The sequence below is a fragment of the Rodentibacter sp. genome (assembly GCF_057314195.1).
Genome location: NZ_DBHLAM010000033.1, coordinates 1 through 18,050, shown reverse-complemented (window position 1 = coordinate 18,050; position 18,050 = coordinate 1). Strand labels below are relative to the sequence as shown.

Annotated in this window: 22 protein-coding genes; 12 read left to right on the top strand and 10 right to left on the bottom strand. The window is 43.7% G+C overall.

Annotation, left to right across the window (positions count from 1 at the left end):
• Positions 1-288: 288 nt before the first annotated feature.
• On the bottom strand, positions 289-552 hold the full coding sequence (locus tag ACO59Y_RS05155) for a GrxA family glutaredoxin (protein ID WP_005628952.1): 264 nt from the start codon (positions 550-552) through the stop codon (positions 289-291).
• A 125-nt stretch (positions 553-677) separates the two neighbouring features.
• On the opposite strand from ACO59Y_RS05155, the gene ACO59Y_RS05150 reads away from it, so the two are divergent.
• Positions 678-1,571 (top strand): RimK family alpha-L-glutamate ligase, encoded by an 894-nt coding sequence (locus ACO59Y_RS05150; RefSeq protein WP_486131241.1) that lies wholly within the window; start codon positions 678-680, stop codon positions 1,569-1,571.
• 37 nt (positions 1,572-1,608) lie between these two features.
• Here ACO59Y_RS05150 and ACO59Y_RS05145 read toward each other — a convergent pair whose 3' ends face one another.
• The 3 genes from ACO59Y_RS05145 to ACO59Y_RS05135 form a co-directional block, all read right to left on the bottom strand.
• Entirely contained in the window at positions 1,609-2,211 is a 603-nt protein-coding gene (locus ACO59Y_RS05145) for a chalcone isomerase family protein (protein ID WP_486131239.1), read from the bottom strand.
• 110 nt (positions 2,212-2,321) lie between these two features.
• The gene (gene fumC / locus ACO59Y_RS05140) at positions 2,322-3,716 is read right to left on the bottom strand and encodes a class II fumarate hydratase (protein WP_373603929.1); all 1,395 of its coding nucleotides are present in this window, start codon (positions 3,714-3,716) and stop codon (positions 2,322-2,324) included.
• 130 nt (positions 3,717-3,846) lie between these two features.
• Positions 3,847-4,248, bottom strand: coding sequence for a Cd(II)/Pb(II)-responsive transcriptional regulator (locus ACO59Y_RS05135; RefSeq protein WP_486131237.1), 402 nt, complete (start codon positions 4,246-4,248; stop codon positions 3,847-3,849).
• 86 nt (positions 4,249-4,334) lie between these two features.
• Here ACO59Y_RS05135 and ACO59Y_RS05130 point away from each other — a divergent pair, with 86 nt between their 5' ends.
• The 10 genes from ACO59Y_RS05130 (at position 4,335) to ACO59Y_RS05085 (ending at position 11,867) form a co-directional block, all read left to right on the top strand.
• Entirely contained in the window at positions 4,335-5,018 is a 684-nt protein-coding gene (locus ACO59Y_RS05130; RefSeq protein WP_486131235.1) for a DUF4198 domain-containing protein, read from the top strand.
• Between the two features lie 11 nt (positions 5,019-5,029).
• Positions 5,030-5,527, top strand: a complete 498-nt coding sequence (locus tag ACO59Y_RS05125; RefSeq protein ID WP_486131233.1) for a carboxypeptidase regulatory-like domain-containing protein — start codon at positions 5,030-5,032, stop codon at positions 5,525-5,527.
• Positions 5,527-6,150: a cobalt transporter CbiM gene (cbiM, locus tag ACO59Y_RS05120; RefSeq protein WP_486131231.1), complete on the top strand. Its 624-nt coding sequence runs from the start codon at positions 5,527-5,529 to the stop codon at positions 6,148-6,150. The genes ACO59Y_RS05125 and cbiM overlap by 1 nt, the downstream gene beginning before the upstream one ends.
• On the top strand, positions 6,147-6,827 hold the full coding sequence (locus ACO59Y_RS05115) for an energy-coupling factor transporter transmembrane component T family protein (protein WP_486131229.1): 681 nt from the start codon (positions 6,147-6,149) through the stop codon (positions 6,825-6,827). The genes cbiM and ACO59Y_RS05115 overlap by 4 nt, the downstream gene beginning before the upstream one ends.
• Positions 6,814-7,431, top strand: coding sequence for an energy-coupling factor ABC transporter ATP-binding protein (locus tag ACO59Y_RS05110; RefSeq protein ID WP_486131227.1), 618 nt, complete (start codon positions 6,814-6,816; stop codon positions 7,429-7,431). Before ACO59Y_RS05115 ends, ACO59Y_RS05110 begins: the two co-directional genes overlap by 14 nt.
• Positions 7,432-7,518: 87 nt before the next feature.
• Positions 7,519-8,328: a hydrogenase nickel incorporation protein HypB gene (gene hypB, locus ACO59Y_RS05105; RefSeq protein WP_486131225.1), complete on the top strand. Its 810-nt coding sequence runs from the start codon at positions 7,519-7,521 to the stop codon at positions 8,326-8,328.
• A gap of 3 nt (positions 8,329-8,331) precedes the next feature.
• The gene (hypD, locus tag ACO59Y_RS05100; RefSeq protein ID WP_486131223.1) at positions 8,332-9,444 is read left to right on the top strand and encodes a hydrogenase formation protein HypD; all 1,113 of its coding nucleotides are present in this window, start codon (positions 8,332-8,334) and stop codon (positions 9,442-9,444) included.
• Positions 9,445-9,447: 3 nt separating this feature from the next.
• Positions 9,448-10,461 carry a hydrogenase expression/formation protein HypE gene (gene hypE, locus ACO59Y_RS05095; protein ID WP_486131221.1) on the top strand — a complete coding sequence of 338 codons (1,014 nt, stop codon included), beginning with the start codon at positions 9,448-9,450 and terminating at the stop codon, positions 10,459-10,461.
• 138 nt (positions 10,462-10,599) lie between these two features.
• The gene (locus tag ACO59Y_RS05090; RefSeq protein WP_486131220.1) at positions 10,600-11,559 is read left to right on the top strand and encodes a DnaJ C-terminal domain-containing protein; all 960 of its coding nucleotides are present in this window, start codon (positions 10,600-10,602) and stop codon (positions 11,557-11,559) included.
• 17 nt (positions 11,560-11,576) lie between these two features.
• A complete protein-coding gene (locus ACO59Y_RS05085) occupies positions 11,577-11,867 on the top strand; it encodes a chaperone modulator CbpM (RefSeq protein ID WP_373603918.1) in 291 nt (96 codons plus the stop codon).
• A gap of 105 nt (positions 11,868-11,972) precedes the next feature.
• On the opposite strand, the gene ACO59Y_RS05080 is transcribed toward ACO59Y_RS05085, so the two are convergent.
• From ACO59Y_RS05080 to rsgA, 6 genes are all read right to left on the bottom strand, one after another.
• Positions 11,973-12,104 carry a hypothetical protein gene (locus ACO59Y_RS05080; RefSeq protein WP_486131217.1) on the bottom strand — a complete coding sequence of 44 codons (132 nt, stop codon included), beginning with the start codon at positions 12,102-12,104 and terminating at the stop codon, positions 11,973-11,975.
• Between the two features lie 75 nt (positions 12,105-12,179).
• Positions 12,180-13,382: a mannose-6-phosphate isomerase, class I gene (gene manA, locus ACO59Y_RS05075; protein WP_486131215.1), complete on the bottom strand. Its 1,203-nt coding sequence runs from the start codon at positions 13,380-13,382 to the stop codon at positions 12,180-12,182.
• Between the two features lie 62 nt (positions 13,383-13,444).
• Positions 13,445-13,945: a PTS glucose transporter subunit IIA gene (gene crr, locus ACO59Y_RS05070; RefSeq protein WP_486131213.1), complete on the bottom strand. Its 501-nt coding sequence runs from the start codon at positions 13,943-13,945 to the stop codon at positions 13,445-13,447.
• Between the two features lie 59 nt (positions 13,946-14,004).
• Positions 14,005-15,732, bottom strand: coding sequence for a phosphoenolpyruvate-protein phosphotransferase PtsI (gene ptsI, locus ACO59Y_RS05065; protein ID WP_486131211.1), 1,728 nt, complete (start codon positions 15,730-15,732; stop codon positions 14,005-14,007).
• A gap of 121 nt (positions 15,733-15,853) precedes the next feature.
• Complete coding sequence (gene ptsH, locus ACO59Y_RS05060; RefSeq protein ID WP_373603914.1) at positions 15,854-16,111, bottom strand: phosphocarrier protein Hpr; 258 nt, start codon at positions 16,109-16,111, stop codon at positions 15,854-15,856.
• A 138-nt stretch (positions 16,112-16,249) separates the two neighbouring features.
• Complete coding sequence (gene rsgA / locus ACO59Y_RS05055; RefSeq protein WP_486131208.1) at positions 16,250-17,290, bottom strand: small ribosomal subunit biogenesis GTPase RsgA; 1,041 nt, start codon at positions 17,288-17,290, stop codon at positions 16,250-16,252.
• Positions 17,291-17,359: 69 nt separating this feature from the next.
• Between rsgA and orn the strand changes: the two genes are divergently transcribed.
• Complete coding sequence (gene orn, locus ACO59Y_RS05050; protein WP_486131206.1) at positions 17,360-17,908, top strand: oligoribonuclease; 549 nt, start codon at positions 17,360-17,362, stop codon at positions 17,906-17,908.
• Positions 17,909-18,050 lie beyond the last annotated feature (142 nt).

Below are 18,050 nucleotides of genomic sequence, written 5' to 3'. Positions count from 1 at the left end.
CTAATGCGTTAATCTCTTGTGACAAACACTGCATTTGCACCGTCAGCTCATCTTGCTTTTCTTTTAGCTTTAATAGGCATTCCACTAACTCGTGTTTCAGCAACTTTTGTGCCATAATAAAAATCCCTATCGAGTTAAAATTTCAATAGGGATTTTAAGGTTTTTAATCGGTTAAATCTTTGTGCAACTGCTACATAATACCGGGAGTTCTTTTAAAACTCACTGAAAATCGACCGCACTTCGCGCTGTAAAATAAACCTTAAGTTAAACGGCTAAAGCACAATATTATTAAGCTACGATACCGAATTGTTCTTTCATTAAGGCTTCAAAATCGGTACAACCGCCGATTGGCTTTTCATCAATAAAGATCTGCGGCACGGTTTCAACCGGTTTTCCGACGGATTTCGATAAATCCTCTTTAGTAATACCTTCCGCATGGATATCCACATAACGATAATCGAAATCGGCTACTTCACCTTTTAATTTTTCCGCAAGATTTTTTGCGCGTACGCAATACGGGCAGCCCGGACGGCCAAAAATAACGACAAACATAGTTTTTTCCTTTTGTTGATATAAAAAATCGGCGCGATTCTACCCTTTTTTTACAAACCTATAAACAGTTTTTCGGCATTGTTACGATTGGTATAATGTATCGCCTTTTAATTTGGGAATCGCCTATGAAATTGTTAATGCTTTGTCGCGAACCGCGTTTGTATAGTTGCCAACGATTAAAACAAAGCGCCGAGCAGCGCGGCCATGAAATGGAGATTTTGGATCCGAACCGCTGTCTATTAAAACTCACGGGAAATTTACCGCGTTTTGAAATTGACTATCAACCGCTGGAAGGTGAACCTTATCGTTTACCCGCTTACGATGCGGTGCTACCGCGGTTTGGTACCGCCAGCACGAAAACAGGCTGTGCGGTGTTACGCCATTTTCAAGCAAAAGGAATCTATTGTTTAAATTCCGAACAGGCCTTTTTAGCCGCTCGCGATAAATGGCGCAGTTTACAAATTCTAAGTGAGCAAGGTATCGCGGTGCCACATACCCAATTAAGCGGATCTGAGGTTTTGCCTAAAACGGCGATACGAAAAATGGCTGAACCGTTGGTCATTAAAACCCTTAATGGTTCGCAAGGAATCGGTGTCGTACTGGCGGAACAAGCTTCCAATGCGGTTGCCATTTTGGAGTTACTCAAAGAGGCCGGCGTACCGGTGTTATTGCAAGATTTTGTAGAGGAGGCTCGCGGTAAGGATATTCGCTGTTTTGTAATCGGCGACAAAGTGGTGGCAAGTATGCAACGTATCGGACCGGAAGGAGAATTCCGCGCTAATTTTCACCGCGGCGGAAGTGCAAATAAAATAACGCTGTCCGAAGATGAAAAACAAATTGCTATAAAAGCTGCAAAAGCCCTAGGATTGGCTGTTGCCGGTGTAGATTTAATTCGCTCGAAACAGGGTTTGTTAGTGCTTGAAGTCAATGCCAGCCCCGGTTTGGAAATGATCGAGAAAACCAGTGGCGTCAATGTAGCTTTAGAGATGATTTTATTTTTGGAAAAGGCTGTTTTGTAACAGAGAAAGGCGAATTAACTGTTCGCCTGTTATTGTTTTACCCCTTCAGATTATTTTTTGGATCATAATTCGGCGGTAATTCAGGCATGGCATTCTCTTCATCGAAAGGCTCGCTCGCCGGCTGATGTTGAAATTCTTTATTATCTTGACCGCTTTTTTCTTTGCCCAAAAGCTGTGGTTGAAGTTTCACAAAACTGCTTTTCGGTGAAAGCCAAATATCAATAAAAGCTTGAGTGAATTTAGCATCAAATTCGTGATCCAATACTGTATCGTTCGCGATGAAATAACCTTTATCTTCTAAAGCGACAAAATTTAAAATATCGTTTGGTGAAAAGTCAGGGAAAATTTGCTGCATTTTTTTCAACCATTCCGTGGTGTCATCTGCACTAATTTGTTGGGCTTCCATTTCTTTAATCAACGTAATGGCAAAATTTTTACCTTCAATCGGTTTTTCATATTTGATGGAAAACATTAATGGGCGCTGATTATTTTGATAAGAGCCGGTTTCGGAAAAAAGTCCGACACTGTAAACATGAAAAGGCCCCCAAGTATATTCGGCATTACCAACAGGCAACCAATGGGCAGAAAGCTCGGTTGAAAGGAACGCAAAAATTGCGGCAAAAAGAAATCTGATTTTCATATCGTTATTTCATAATTTGAGATGCACGAATTATAACAAAAGCCCTTGAAAAACCACAAATAAAAAGGCGAGTCAGTACTCGCCTTTGACTGTGATTTTTATCGTTTAGTTTATTTCAAACTGCCCACCATGTCTTCCGGACGCACCCATTTGTCGAAATCTTCAGCAGAAACCAAACCAAGATTAATGGCTTCTTCACGAAGAGTTGTGCCGTTTTTGTGTGCGGTTTTGGCAATTTTCGCTGCGTTTTCATAACCGATGTGCGTATTCAGCGCAGTCACCAACATTAATGAATTTTCAAGCTGTTGTTTAATACGCGGATAGTTAGGTTCGATACCGGTTGCACAGTGCTCGTCGAAGGACACGCAGACGTCTGCCAACAATTGCGCGGATTGCAGGAAGTTGGCGATCATCACCGGATTGAACACATTCAACTGGAAGTGGCCTTGTGAGCCCACGAATGCAATAGTGGTGTCATTACCGAACACTTGTGCGCACACCATGGTCATGGCTTCGCATTGAGTCGGGTTCACTTTGCCCGGCATGATGGAAGAGCCCGGTTCGTTTTCCGGAATTAAGATTTCACCGATACCGGAGCGTGGACCGGAGGCCAATAAACGAATGTCGTTAGCAATTTTGAATAAGCTCATAGCAAGTTGACGTAATGCGCCGTGGGTTTCCACGATGGCATCATGCGCCGCCAAGGCTTCAAATTTGTTTTCGGCGGTGATGAATGGCAAACCGGTGAATTTAGCGATGTATTCCGCCACTTTCACGTCATAACCTTTCGGTGTGTTCAAACCGGTGCCCACTGCCGTGCCACCAAGGGCTAATTGGCGCAAATGTGGCAGAGTGTTTTTTAACGCAAGCAAACCGAAATGTAATTGCGCCGCATAAGCGGAAAATTCCTGACCTAATGTGAGCGGCGTGGCGTCCATTAAGTGGGTACGACCGATTTTCACCACATTTTTAAATGCTTCAGATTTTGCTGCAAAGGTTTTTTGTAAGCGCTCTACCGCAGGAATGGTGGTTTCGACCACTTTTTTGTATGCGGCAATGTGCATTGCGGTCGGGAAGGTATCGTTGGAGGATTGAGATTTGTTCACATCATCATTCGGGTGAATAATGGATTTTTCGCCCAATTTGCCGCCGTGTAACACATGAGCACGGTTTGCCACCACTTCGTTCACATTCATGTTGGACTGTGTACCGGAACCGGTTTGCCAAATCACCAATGGGAATTGATCGTCTAATTTGCCTGCCAAAATTTCATCGCAAGCTTGTGCGATTAAATCACGTTTTTCCGCAGGCAACACGCCGAGATCGGTATTCGCGAATGCTGCCGCTTTTTTCAAATAACCAAAGGCTTCGATCACTTCATGTGGCATAGAAGCCGCAGGACCAATTTTAAAATTATTGCGGGATCGTTCGGTTTGCGCCGCCCAATACTTATCCGCCGGAACCTGAACTTCACCCATAGTGTCTTTTTCAATACGAAATGCCATTGTGATACTCCTGTCAATAGAATAAAAAAGTCGTTGGAATTCTAACACTTAGGGGTTATCAATGGAACGTAGCCAAAATACTAAAAATAAGTTTTGTGATTTAGATCATAAAAGTTGAGGTATGCCTGAATTATAACCGTACAAATCTCACACTATGTTGTAGTAATAATTTCATTGGATCTTCATCCGTACCAATGGTTTTTTCTTTTAATTCAATAAGTTTCATACGCAAATGGGCAAGCTCATGGATGCGTTTGGCAACATCTTTAATATGACGGTCAAGTAAACGATTAATTTCTTCAGTGCGTTGTTCGTTGTGATTTTCCAATGAAAGCAGGGTTTTAATTTCATTAAGGGATAAATCCAAACTACGGCAATTGCAAATAAAAGAAAGACGTTGAACGTGTTCTTCATCGTATTTGCGGAAATTGCCGTTGGTGCGATGCGGTGCCGGCAGTAAACCTTGTTTCTCATAGAAACGAATGGTTTCTACGGTACAGCCCAATGCATTGGCTAATTGACCTATTCTCATCTTCTCTCCTAAATAGTGCTTGACTCTGAAGTTACTTCATATTTTATTATAAGTTCTAATTTCGTAATAAAGTAAAGGAGAAAAAAATGGAATTCAAAAAAATTGCCTTGAATTTGGCCATACTTTTAGCCGCCACCTTCGCCAAGGCGCATAATGTATGGCTAGAACCCACGTCATCGAAAGGCGAATACGTGATGAAATTCGGCCACGAAGAAACCGAAAATTATCCGCAATCCAAAATCCAATCGATCCAAGTCTTAAATTCTCAAGGAAAATTAATCCCGCTTGAGTACCGATTCAAAAATGGCGAAGCCTATTTGACACCCCAATCCGAACTCGTATTCCTTGAATTTAACAATGGCGTTTGGTCAAAATTGCCGAACGGTAAATATGTAGAAAAAACCAAACGCGAAGCACCAAACGCGGAATTTAGCACTAATCCGATAAAATTTGGCAAAGCGATTCTAAAATGGGGTGAACAAGCCTTTAACGCGCATAACGTGGCCTACGAACTGATACCTCAAAGTGTAGCCGAGGCCGGTAAACCGCTTGCCATTCTTGTGTTACACAACGGCAAACCGGTGCAAGGAATTAAAGTTGGCACCGGTGAAGACGCACCGTTTAATTTAACCGATGAGAAAGGCATCGCCGAATTTACTCCGCGTAAAGGTGCCAATAAAGTTTGGGCGGAATTTAATGAAGCTGTGTCGAATAATCCGGATTACGATCGCCGTTCAATTGAATACATGCTGACTTTTGACGCCAATTAATCGGAAGGTTTATGAAAATTTTGTCGTTTTTCACTGCACTTTTAAGTCTTTTCTTCGTGGCGCACGCACAAGCCCACGCACTTCATGTATTTGCCCAATATGATGGGCAAATGCTTTCCGGCAAAGCCTATTATTCCGATATGACGCCTGCTGCCGAAACCTATTTGGAAGTGCAACGTTCCGGCGTCGAAGAACCGATTTTAGCGGGTAAAACGGATGCGCAGGGCGCGTTTAATCTGACCGTGCCGGATATTGCAAATAGCACATTAAAAGTGGTGGTAGAAGGCGAAGAAGGACATCGTGCGACCATTACGGCCGATCGCATCGCCACTTCAAATAACAAGGGAGCGGATTTGATGTTATTGCGTGAAGACATCGCTCATTTAAAAACCCAAATTTATCTGCGCGATATTTTGGGCGGCATCGGTTATATCGTCGGAATTATCGGCCTATTTGCGTGGTGGAACGCACGGAAAAGCAAAAGCGAAATTGAGAAGGAACGAATCTGATGCATTTATCTGAAGGCGTACTACACGCACCGGTTCTATTGGCCAATGCGGTGCTCGCAGCAGGGGGCATCGCAATTGGTTTGCGCAAACTTGAACAAGAGCGCTTACCGCTTACCGCATTATTCGCCGCCGCATTTTTTGTGGCCGGCACCATTCACGTGCCGGTCGGCATCGGCAGCGTACATTTGATATTAAACGGCATGGCTGGGCTTTTCCTCGGTTGGACGGTATTTCCCGCGTTTCTGATTGCATTATTGTTGCAAGTTTTGTTTTTCTCCTTCGGCGGCTTTGCCGTATTGGGCGTAAATCTGTGTATTATGGCGATTCCCGCCGTCATCGCCCATTATTTATGGCGCGCGCGTTTACGCCCGCAAATGAGCCTAAAAGATCGTCTGCTTGTCGGTATCGGGGCGGGCGTCGTTGGTGTAGGCGGCGCGGCGGCCTTAGCCTCTTTGGAATTAATGCTGGATGGCGGCAAAAGCTACACGGATCTAGTCTGGTTACTTTTGGCTTCGCACTTGCCGGTATTTGTGTTAGATAGCGTAATTAGCGTTGGTGTGATTAGCCTACTGTGCAAAATGTACCCCGACGCGCTAAATCCTTCCGTATTAGCACCCTCATGAACAAAAATCTCAGCCATTGTCTGCCGCACTTTTCCCAGTCTTCCTTTTTAGCACCGCATTGGCGCCTTATTGGACTGTTTTTTTGGGGCTTAATCATTAGCGTTCTAACGGACTTCGCCTACTTGATTGGGCTCAATGCGGTGCTGATTTTAACCTTCGCCATCTTACTTTTGCGCAGTCAAAAATCTCTATCGCCTTATTGTAAACGCGGGATCGCCTTACTGATTTTTATCGCCTTGATTTGGGCAACGTTAAGTTGGCGCATCGAACAGAACCGCATTGAACTCAATCCGCAAGGCATTTTGCTGGCCGAAATCTTAACCCTGCGTATGAATTTACTGCTGTTTTCCCTTTGGCTTTTTTTATGGAACATTAGCGATGCGGTGCTGTTACAATCATTGAGCAAATTGCCGTTGCCGAAAAAATTATTGCAACTGTTTATTTTAACGGTGCGGTATATTGCGCTTTTGAGTAAGCTTCGCCAAAAAATGGATCGCGCAATGCGCGCGCGCGGATTTCGTCCTGGCGTGAATCGTCGTACCCTTTATGTGATTGCACAGTCGGTTACGTTATTATTAATTCATGCCTTATTAAAAGCGGAAACGGCGCAAATTGCGTTGAAATGTCGCGGCTTTCAATTCACTCAAAAGAAGGAAAACGAAAATGTTGTCCGTTAAAAATCTTTGTATTGAACGCCATGGCACGCCGATTATTAACGATCTAAGTTTCACTTTGGCGGGGCAAACCCGCTTGTTTGTACAAGGCGAAATCGGCACCGGCAAAACCACCTTGCTACTAGCATTGCTCGGTTTTGTACCGATTACACGAGGCGAAATCAGCCTATTCGGAAAAATTTGCCGCCGAGAAAAGGACTTTGCGCCGTTTCGCGGTCCGATCGGCATTTGTTTCCAAAATGCCGATGATCAACTATTCGGCCCGACGGTATTGGATGATGTGGCATTTGGCCCCTTGAATCAAAACATCGCGCGTGAACAGGCTTATCGGATTGCCGAGCAACAACTTGAGCGTCTTGGTATCGAGCATTTAAAAGATCGTACGGTGCACACGCTTTCCGGTGGCGAGAAAAATTTCACCGCCCTTGCCGGCGTGTTGGCGATGCGACCAAAAATTTTACTATTGGATGAACCGACCAACGGGCTGGATCGAAAAAATAGCGAAAAATTGCTTGCATTGTTGCGCGAATTGCGTTTGCCAATGCTGATTTCCTCGCATCATCAAGGATTTATCCACCGCTTAGCGGACGAAATTATTAGTTTATGATCTCTATCAAAAACAGAGACTTTGATTGTGTTATCCTTGTTGCAAATTTGTTGAAATCTGATTTCAACATCCAGCAACGGAGGATTTATGTGTACAACCTGTGGCTGCGGACATCCGGATCAGGTCCGCATTGGCGAGCTGCCGCATCGTCATTCTGACGACGATGCGCAAGAATATACAACGCCAAATTTTTCTCATTCTACCTTTCATTTCAACAAGCCCACCGAACCAGATGATACGCAAAAACGTCTGCTAAAAATCGAACAAGATGTATTAGGCAAAAATAATCGGCTAGCAGATCACAACCGTGCTTTTTTTGAAAAACAACATATTTTGGCATTAAATCTGGTATCCAGCCCCGGTTCCGGCAAAACCACGCTTTTAACAACTACGCTAAATGCGTTGAAAAACGACTGTACTTGCTATGTGATTGAAGGCGACCAACAAACGGAAAATGATGCCGATCGCATTCGCGCTACCGGCGTGCCGGCAATTCAAGTAAACACAGGCAAAGGCTGTCATTTGGATGCGCAAATGATCGGTGAGGCTATGGTGAAATTACGTCCAAAAGCCGATAGTATTCTGTTTATTGAAAATGTAGGAAATTTGGTTTGTCCGTCAGAGTTTGATCTCGGTGAAAAAGCTAAGGTGGTGATTTTGTCCGTGACCGAAGGCGAAGATAAGCCCTTGAAATATCCACATATGTTTGCCGCTTCCGGTTTGATGATTCTGAATAAAGTGGATTTATTGCCGTATTTAAATTTCGACGTAGCGCAATGCATTGCCAATGCGAAACGCGTGAATCCAAGTATTGAAGTGATTCAACTTTCCGCCACCACGGAACAAGGCCTGGGCGATTGGTTGAACTGGCTAGAAAACCAAAGAAAACAAGGATAGTTAATGCGATTTGTCGATGAATTTCGCGATCCTGAGCTCGCTCGCAGTTTAGTGACGCAACTTGAAAAACTGATGGAAAAGCTCCCACACTTCACAGAGGAAAACCCACTGTATTTAATGGAAGTGTGCGGCGGTCATACGCATACGATTTTTAAATTCGGCTTAGATCGCTTATTGCCGAAAAGTATTGAGTTTATCCATGGCCCCGGCTGCCCGGTATGCGTATTACCGATGGGGCGAATTGATGTATGCATTGAAATTGCGCTCAAACCCGATGTGATTTTCTGCACTTTCGGCGACGCTATGCGTGTGAAAGGTCGTCAAGGTTCGCTGTTAGAAGCGAAAGCCAAAGGCGCGGATGTACGAATCGTATATTCACCCTTGGATGCGTTAAATATCGCGCAAAATAATCCTGATAAAAAAGTGGTGTTCTTTTCCCTTGGCTTTGAAACCACGATGCCAAGCGCGGCGGTTACACTGCAACAAGCGAAAAAACTGAGCACGAAGAATTTCTGGATTGTCTGCCAGAACATCACCATTATTCCGACTTTGCACAGTTTGTTGGCGCAAGATCAAGTGAAAATTGACGGCTTCATCGCACCGGGACATGTAAGTATGGTAATAGGCACGAAGCCGTATCAAAGTATTGTCGATAAATATCACAAACCCTTTGTAATTACCGGTTTTGAACCCTTAGATATTTTACAAGCGATTGTAATGCTTATTCGGCAATTTGTGGATGGCCGTTGCGAAATCGAAAACCAATATAAACGCATTGTGGATAATCACGGCAATTTGCTTGCACAACACGCCATGCAAGAAGTATTTCAACTAAAAGAAAGCAGCGAATGGCGCGGATTAGGCGAAATTGAACAATCCGGCGTGGAACTTACTGAGGCTTATCGCCAATTTGACGCCGAAATTTACTTCCAAAGCCAAGCGCAACAAGTGGCCGACGATCCAAATTCTCGCTGCGGCGATGTGCTGACCGGACGCTGCAAACCCTCCGATTGCCCGCTATTCGGCACCAATTGCAATCCGGATAATGCTTACGGCGCATTAATGGTATCTTCCGAAGGTGCTTGCGCGGCCTATTATCAATATCGTAGAGAATAAAGAATGAGTAATATTATCACCATGGCGCACGGTAACGGTGGTGCGGCAATGCAACAATTAATTCAAGATTATTTTATGAAAGCCTTTGCCAACCCGATTTTAGCGCAAGGCGAAGATCAAGCGCGTATTCCTTTGGCCGAGCTGACACAACAAGGCGAAATCCTTTCGTTTAGTACCGATAGTTTTGTGATTGATCCTATTTTCTTCCCGGGCGGCGACATCGGCAAACTGGCAGTGTGCGGTACAGCGAATGATGTCTCAGTATGCGGTGCGGTACCGAAATATCTTTCTGCCGGCTTTATTTTAGAAGAAGGCTTGCCGCTTAGCGAACTGCAACAAATTATTCAATCTATGGCGGAAACCGCAAAGGCAGCCGGTATTCAAGTGGTAACCGGTGATACCAAAGTGGTGCAAAAAGGCGCAGTGGATAAGATATTTATCAATACCAGCGGCATCGGTGTTATTCTAAAAGGGCTGGACTGGGGCGTTCATCAAATTCAGGCGGGTGATAAAATTATCGTCAGTGGCACCATCGGTGATCACGGGGCGACCATTTTAAATTTACGCGAAAAATTAGGCATTCAAACGGATTTGCACAGCGACTGCGCAGTACTTTATCCGTTAATTGAATGCTTACGCGAGATCGACGGTGTGAAAGCCGTGCGCGATGCCACCCGTGGCGGTGTCAATGCGGTGCTACATGAGTATGCTAATGCGCAAGCGTTGGGCATTCATATTGATGAGCAGGCGTTGCCAATTCGCCAAGAAGTGCGAGGTATTTGTGAATTGCTCGGACTTGAAGCCTTAAACTTCGCCAACGAAGGGAAACTTGTGATTGTCGCTTCGGCAAACAAAACACCGGAAATTTTGACTGCACTTCATGCGCACCCGTTAGGCAAAAATGCTGCTGTGATTGGTGAAATGACGACAGATAAAAAAATACGTTTAATGGGCGTGTTCGGACAAAGTCGTTTACTGGATTTACCGACTAATGAGCCGTTACCTCGAATTTGTTAAATTTTTAATAGAAATTTTCGATTAATACTTTAAATTCGAATCATAATCCTTATTTAACTTACATCATGTTTTCTGAGGCGTGTAATTGTAATAGCCCCTTAGTTATTAAGATTTAAAAAGGAAATAAAAAGGAAAAGTATGGCGGAGAAAAATTATTACGATGTATTGGGCGTAGCAAAAGATGCCGATCTCAATACCATTAAAAAAGCATATCGCAAATTAGTGCGTCAATATCACCCTGATGTGAGTAAAGATCCCGATGCGGTGAAAAAAACGGCGGAAGTCAATGAGGCTTACGAGATTTTAAAAGATCAAGAAAAACGCGCTGAGTATGATGAAATGTTGGCCAACCCTTATGGTGCGGCTCAAGGTGCTAATCCGTTTAGTCGGGGTAATCCATTCCGCAGTGAAGGCGGTGGATTTCATCGTTATGAATTCCATTCCAACGGCGATGGCGCTTTTGGACAAGCTAATTTCAATTTTGAGGATTTATTTGGTTCATTTGGTCGTACGGCGCAAGCACGTGCGCGTCAAACCGGCCCAATAAAAGGCGACGATCAACATGCAGAATTTACCATCGACATCGCTACCGCTTATAACGGCGCGGCACGTAGCGTAACCTTAAATGTACCAACACTAGACGAATACGGACACGGTGTTTATCAAGCGAAAACGTTGAATATCAAAATTCCGAAAGGCATTACTGAAGGACAACAAATTCGATTAAGCGGTCAAGGATTGCCGGGCTTAAACGGCGGTGAAAACGGCGATCTATACTTAAAAATAAAATTTGACGAAAAGCCGGATCTTTACGTCAAAAATAAAAAAGACGTATATCAAATTATTGATGTAAAACCTTGGGACGCTGTCTTAGGCGGTAAAATCATTGCCGATACCGTTGCCGGTCGCTTACAAATCAACTTGCCGGAAAACAGCCAAAGCGGTAAAAGCATTCGTTTGAAAGGCAAGGGTATTCCGACGAAAGAAGCAGGGGATTTGTATTTGAACATTCGCATTGTCGTACCAAGCGTGCAAAGCGATGCAGATCGTGCAGCATGGAAAGCTTTAGCCACACATTTTAACGGCAAGACAGCATAAGGAATTGAGGAGATCACATGAAGGACATTGATATTACATTGACTTTTAATGAAATCTTAAACGTATGCGCTTGCGATCGCCAATGGTTGCTGGCATTAATTGAAGAAGGTGTAATTACCGTGGACGGCGATCCGGAACAGGCTATTTTCAGCGGTTTTCAAATGGGACGTATTCGCCGTGCCGGACGAATTGGTCGTGATTTTGAAGCCAGCGTACCGGCGCTAGGATTGATTCTTCAATTATTAGATGAAGTCGAAGAGTTACGGAAAGGAACTCGGCCTATCGCCATTACCGAAAATAATTCGTGAAAAGTACGCTTGTCATCGGCATGAATCTGAATGCGCAATTTACCTTGCGCATTCGCATTAATACGATGAGCCATATCCGGCTAAATATGCGTTCGCGGCGCCGCTCTAAGCCCAACCCCATCCATCAGCACCATTGAGATCCGTTTTCAGCACCGCATTGAAACCATCTTGCAATACGGCATTACTATGTTCGAGTATAACGAAATTATACGTGCGCATGACGGCGTGTTCAGCCAAGCAGCGCCGTCACATAAAATTTGCCGTCAGCGCCCAAATTAGCGTCATCAGCTATATCGCTAAAATTGATTTTGCTTAAGGTAGCTTCGCCACGATTGCATAGCCTTCCATTAGGCCTTCCACGCGATATGAAGAACCGGCCGTAATAAAAGCGGCTTCGCCTTGTTCAAGGTTCAATGCGGTGCTCTCAGCGCAGTCCAACTTAACTTGTCCTTTCATCACCATCAAAATTGCAGCGCTTTGTGTCGTTAAGTGGTGGGTTTCACCGCATTCGTATCGAATGTTTTGCAAGGCGAAGTCTTTTGCCGGCGTGGAATAAGTAAATACGCGCGATGCTTGCGGCGCAACCGGGATAATTTGTGGCTCCACTTCACGGCAATCGACGATTTTCAGCAATTCCGGAATATCCACATATTTCGGTGTCAAGCCACCGCGAATAACATTATCTGAACAAGCCATCAGTTCGATATTTTGTCCGCGTAAATAAGCGTGTGGAATGCCGGCTTCTTGGTAAATGCCTTCGCCGATTTTGCAATGAACGATATTAAATAGATAAAAACAAATTAAGCCCGCATCAAGTTTTTGTGGAGAAATCTCCATCGCATCCATTGTATAAAGCAGCCAATAATCCGGATTCGTTAAATCCAGTTTATCGGCGGTATAAGCGGCGTAGTTTTGTTCAATCAGCGGGACGAGCCATTGAGCTAGCGAGGCCTGATCCGCTTGCATTATCTCGGCATAGAAATCGTGCAAATCTTGTTTGCGTAATTTTTCCGCCAATGGCGCAAGCGATGGACGACATTCGAACGCGGCGAGAATTTTATCTTTGCATTTAAAACCGTGCAGTAACCAAAAATCCGATAAGGCAATCATCATTTCCGGTTTGTGATTATCGTCTTTGTAAATGCGTTTTGGATCATTCAAATCAATGCCTTTAGCATTTTCTGCGGCAAAACCAATTTCCGCTTGCTGTTTCGTCGGATGAAGTTGAATAGAAAGCGGTTTCGCCACATCCAAAATTTTCAGTAAATACGGCAACACATGACCAAAAAGCGCCGTACTTTGCGCCCCCAATGCGGTGCTATTTTGGCATACAAAGTCGTTAAGCGGTTGAATTTTACCTTCCGTTTCAAGTGCGGAGGGCGCAGAAGCATGCGCGCCTAGCCAATATTCGGCGTAATGTTGATTTTCTTCGGCGGGAATATTCAATAATTGCGGAATATAATGGCGTCCCCCCCAAATATAATGTCGGAGGGCACCGACGAGTTTATAAATCATAATTTTCTCTTTGTAGAAATAAAAAATCCGCTCAACGGCGGACTTTTCAGGGATAACAAAAACTATTTTTTGAGAACCAACACGATGGATTCACCGGCAACCACTTCGCCCGCTTTTTTCTCGATGTTGGAAATTTCGTCCATATTAGAAACTACAACCGGCGTTAATACGGATTTTGCTTTGGATTCTAATAATTCAAGATCAAATTCAATCACCGTATCGCCGCGTTTTACAGCTTGGCCTTCTTGGGCGATGCGGGTAAACCCTTCGCCTTTTAATTCTACAGTATCAATGCCGAAGTGAACGAATAATTCAATCCCTTCTTTTGATTCCATTGAAAATGCGTGGTTGGTTTCGAAAATTTTACCGATAACGCCATCAATCGGGGCTACGATCTTGTTGCCTTTCGGACGGATAGCGATGCCGTCACCAACGATTTTTTCAGAGAACACTACATCAGGTACATCTTCGATATTCACGATTTCACCTGAAAGCGGTGCATAAATTTCGACTTCTACCGATTTGTTCTCTTTAGAACCGAATAATTTGTCAAATAAGCCCATTTTAATCTCCTATCCATTAAAGATGGCCGGCATTTTAACGCAAAACCTTAATTTTGTATCTAGTTTAGCGCTTTTTCTGCCAAAAATTCTTCAATTAACCGCTCGATTTGTGCTGCAGTCGGTTGCTGTAACGCCTTATCTGCAAGCGCTTTTGTATCTTGGAAATTCACGTTACGGATTAACTTTTTAATGCGCGGTACGGAAATCGCACTCATACTGAACTCGTCTAAACCCATACCGAGCAACAATAAGGTTGCGTGTTCGTCACCGGCCAATTCGCCACACATTCCCGTCCATTTACCTTCGGTGTGCGACGCATCAATGACTTGTTTAATTAAACTCAACACAGACGGTTGCATTGGATTATAAAGGTGAGAAATCAATTCGTTACCACGATCGACCGCTAAAGTATATTGGGTTAAGTCATTAGTACCGATGCTAAAAAAATCGACTTCTTTTGCTAAGAATTTTGCGTTCACCGCAGCAGACGGCGTTTCCACCATCACGCCAATTTGAATGTTTTCATCAAACGCTTTACCTTCCGTACGCAATTCCGCTTTTAAGATTTCCATCACGGATTTTAATTCACGAATTTCTTCCACCGAAATAATCATCGGGAACATCACCGCCAATTTACCGAATGCGGAAGCTCTTAACACGGCGCGTAATTGTGCATGAAGAATTTCGCGACGATCTAAAGCGATACGAATTGCGCGCCAGCCCAAGAATGGATTCATTTCTTTCGGTAAATCCAAGTACGGCAAATCTTTATCACCGCCGATATCCATCGTGCGAAGTACTACTAAGCGGCCATCCATTGCTTCTACCACTTCTTTATAAGCAATGAACTGCTCTTCTTCGGTCGGTAATTGATCACGATCCATAAATAAAAATTCGGTACGATATAGCCCTACACCCTCAGCACCGTTACGATTAGCGCCGTCGCAGTCGCGAATGGTTCCGATGTTTGCCACCACGTCCACTTTATGACCGTCTAAAGTAATTGCCGGAAGATCTTTTAATTTCGCCAATTCCGCTTTTTCTTCCGCTAGCTTTGCTTCCAATGCTTTTAATTCATCAATTTGAGCTTGAGTCGGATTGATATAAATTCTGTTATTTACCGCGTCAAGAATTAAGAAATCACCGGTATTGACTTGTTCGGTGACATTATTTGTGCCCACAATCGCCGGTAATTCTAAAGAACGCGCCATGATAGACGTATGAGAAGTACGACCGCCAATGTCGGTGATGAAGCCAAGCACTTTCTCAAGATTAAGCTGTGCAGTTTCGGATGGGGTTAAATCATACGCTACAAGAATCGATTCCTCGTTAATATCGCCAAGATCGACAATCGGCATACCTAAAATATTTTTAATTAAACGATTACCGATATCACGAATATCACCGGCTCGCTCTTTCAAATATTCATCATCAATTTCCGACAGCATCGCCACTTGTTGATCGATAATTTTGCTTGCTGCGACGCTAGCGTTAACGTTATGTGAACGAAGATAATCTAAAATTTCCTCTTCTAATTCTTCGTCTTCAAGGATCATTAAGTGGCCTTCAAAGATCGCCGCTTTTTCTTCACCCAATGAAGCGAATGCTCGATCCTTAATGGAATTTAATTGCTCAACAGCGGCATTTCTGCCCTCATAAAAGCGCGCCACTTCAGCTTCAACTTGATCATCTGTAATTTTAGTCGTATCAAGAACGATTTTTTCTTCTTTAAGCACTAATGCTTTACCAAAGACAATACCTGGGGATGCGGGAATACCTGAGATCATGTTCACCTTCCGAAACAATTTAATAGGGGTCAAACAAAACTATAGCCATAAAATACCGCAACATTTCCCGAGTACCTAAACCGGAGCAAACTTAAAACGGATTTTATGGCTATATTCAAAATTATTCTAAAGTTGGAATTAATGCGACTAAATGCTCGACAGCTTGTTGCTCGTCTTCACCGTCTGCAGAAATAGTGATCACTGTCCCTTGCGTTAAACCTAAAGTTTGTAACTTAAACAAACTTTTCGCACTAGCACTTTTCCCTGCGGATGTCACAGTGATATCAGAAACAAAGCCTTTTGCTTCTTTGACAAATTGTGCAGCCGGACGAGTGTGCAAACCGTTAGGAGCTGTGATTTCGACATCTTTTGAAAACATATGTTACCTCTATTTAGTAATTGTTTAATTTTAAAATAGCCAGATTCAAAAAATCCGCGATAGTATCCTTGCTAAAGGCTAAATAATCAAGGAAAAACGGGAAAAAACTTGCGTTATGCCGTAAAAACAGAAGTTGAATCAAAGCGTAGAAAAATGTCGTTGTGATTTGGTTTCCGATAAACTTGCTATGAGCTTATGATAATTATCATAACGAACTGAAGAGATGCGCCCCGCCGCCACTGCATCGCGTAATGCACAACCAGGATCATTCAAATGTTTGCAATCGCGAAATTTACAGGTACCAAGCACATATTGAAATTCACGGTAACCTTTAGTAATTTGCTCCGCATCCAAATGCCACAAACCGAATTCACGAATGCCCGGTGAATCAATCAAATTCCCGCCTTGCGGCAAATGGTATAAACGAGAAGAGGTCGTCGTGTGCTGACCTAAACCCGAAGTTTCGCTAATGCTTCCCACCACCGCATTCACGGACGGCAAGATGCGATTGATTAAGCTAGATTTCCCTACGCCCGATTGCCCAACGAAAATTGATGTGCCTTCACTTAAAAGCGCGCTCAGTTTTTCCATATTTTTTCCGTTTTGTGCAGAAATAATTATCGTTTGGTAACCGATATCGCGGTAAATTTGCAGTTGCGCTTCCACTTCCTTTTCTTGCTGTTGCGACAACAAATCACCTTTATTGACGACAATCAGCGGTTCAATGCGGGCGGCTTCACATACCACAAGATAGCGATCAATAATATTCAAAGAAAGCGCAGGCAACATGGCGGAAACAATAATAATGCGGTCGATATTCGCCGCAATCGGTTTCAAGCCGTCATAATAATCAGGACGTGCGATTTCATTATGACGCGGATGAATTGCCTCAATTACACCGCTGACGCCTTGTAATTGTTGATTGCCTTTACGCCACACTACATGATCGCCCACCACCACGCCTGATAAAGCACGACGCAAATTACAACGATAAACCTCGCCTTGCACATTTTCTACATCCGCATGCGCGGAATAACGCGTCACCACAATGCCTTCTTGCGACTCGCCGAGCATTTCGTCTTGCCATTCAATGTCCTTTCTTTTATGACGATGCAAGGTTTTGGCGTTGTTAGCTTGAATACGGCGGGTTTGGTTTTGGGTAAGTTTACGTTTAGCCATAAAAGTGCGGTCGTTTTCTGCGAAGTTTCTGCTAAAATGAAAAAAATTTCACATAGGATACCTTATATTATGCAATTAGATAAACAAAATCTGATTTGGCTCGACTTAGAAATGACGGGCTTAGATCCGGAAAAAGAACGTATTATTGAAATTGCCACCATCGTCACCGATAAAAATCTCAACATTCTGGCCGAAGGCCCTGTCTTGGCGGTGCATCAGAGTGACGAATTGCTGGGCAAAATGTCTGATTGGTGCGTGAAAACGCACACGGCGAACGGCTTGGTGGAACGTGTCAAAGCCAGCAAACTCACCGAACGAGCAGCGGAATTACAAACCTTAGATTTTTTAAAACGCTGGGTGCCAAAAGGCGCATCGCCGATTTGCGGCAACAGCATCGCGCAAGATAAGCGTTTTTTATATCAATATATGCCGGATTTGGCGGATTATTTTCATTATCGCCATATCGATGTCAGCACCTTGAAAGAACTTGCTGCCCGTTGGAAACCGGAAGTATTGGAAGGATTCCAAAAAGGCAACACGCACTTGGCTCTGGACGATATTCGCGAATCCATCAAAGAACTCGCTTATTATCGCGATCATTTCATCAAATTGGATTAAAACTTCGCCAAGCGGCGCATTTTACAAATTTTGCCCTTGCAAGGCATTAAAATATTCGTATAATGTCGCCCCATTCACTGATGTGAATTTGCGGGAATAGCTCAGTTGGTAGAGCACGACCTTGCCAAGGTCGGGGTCGCGA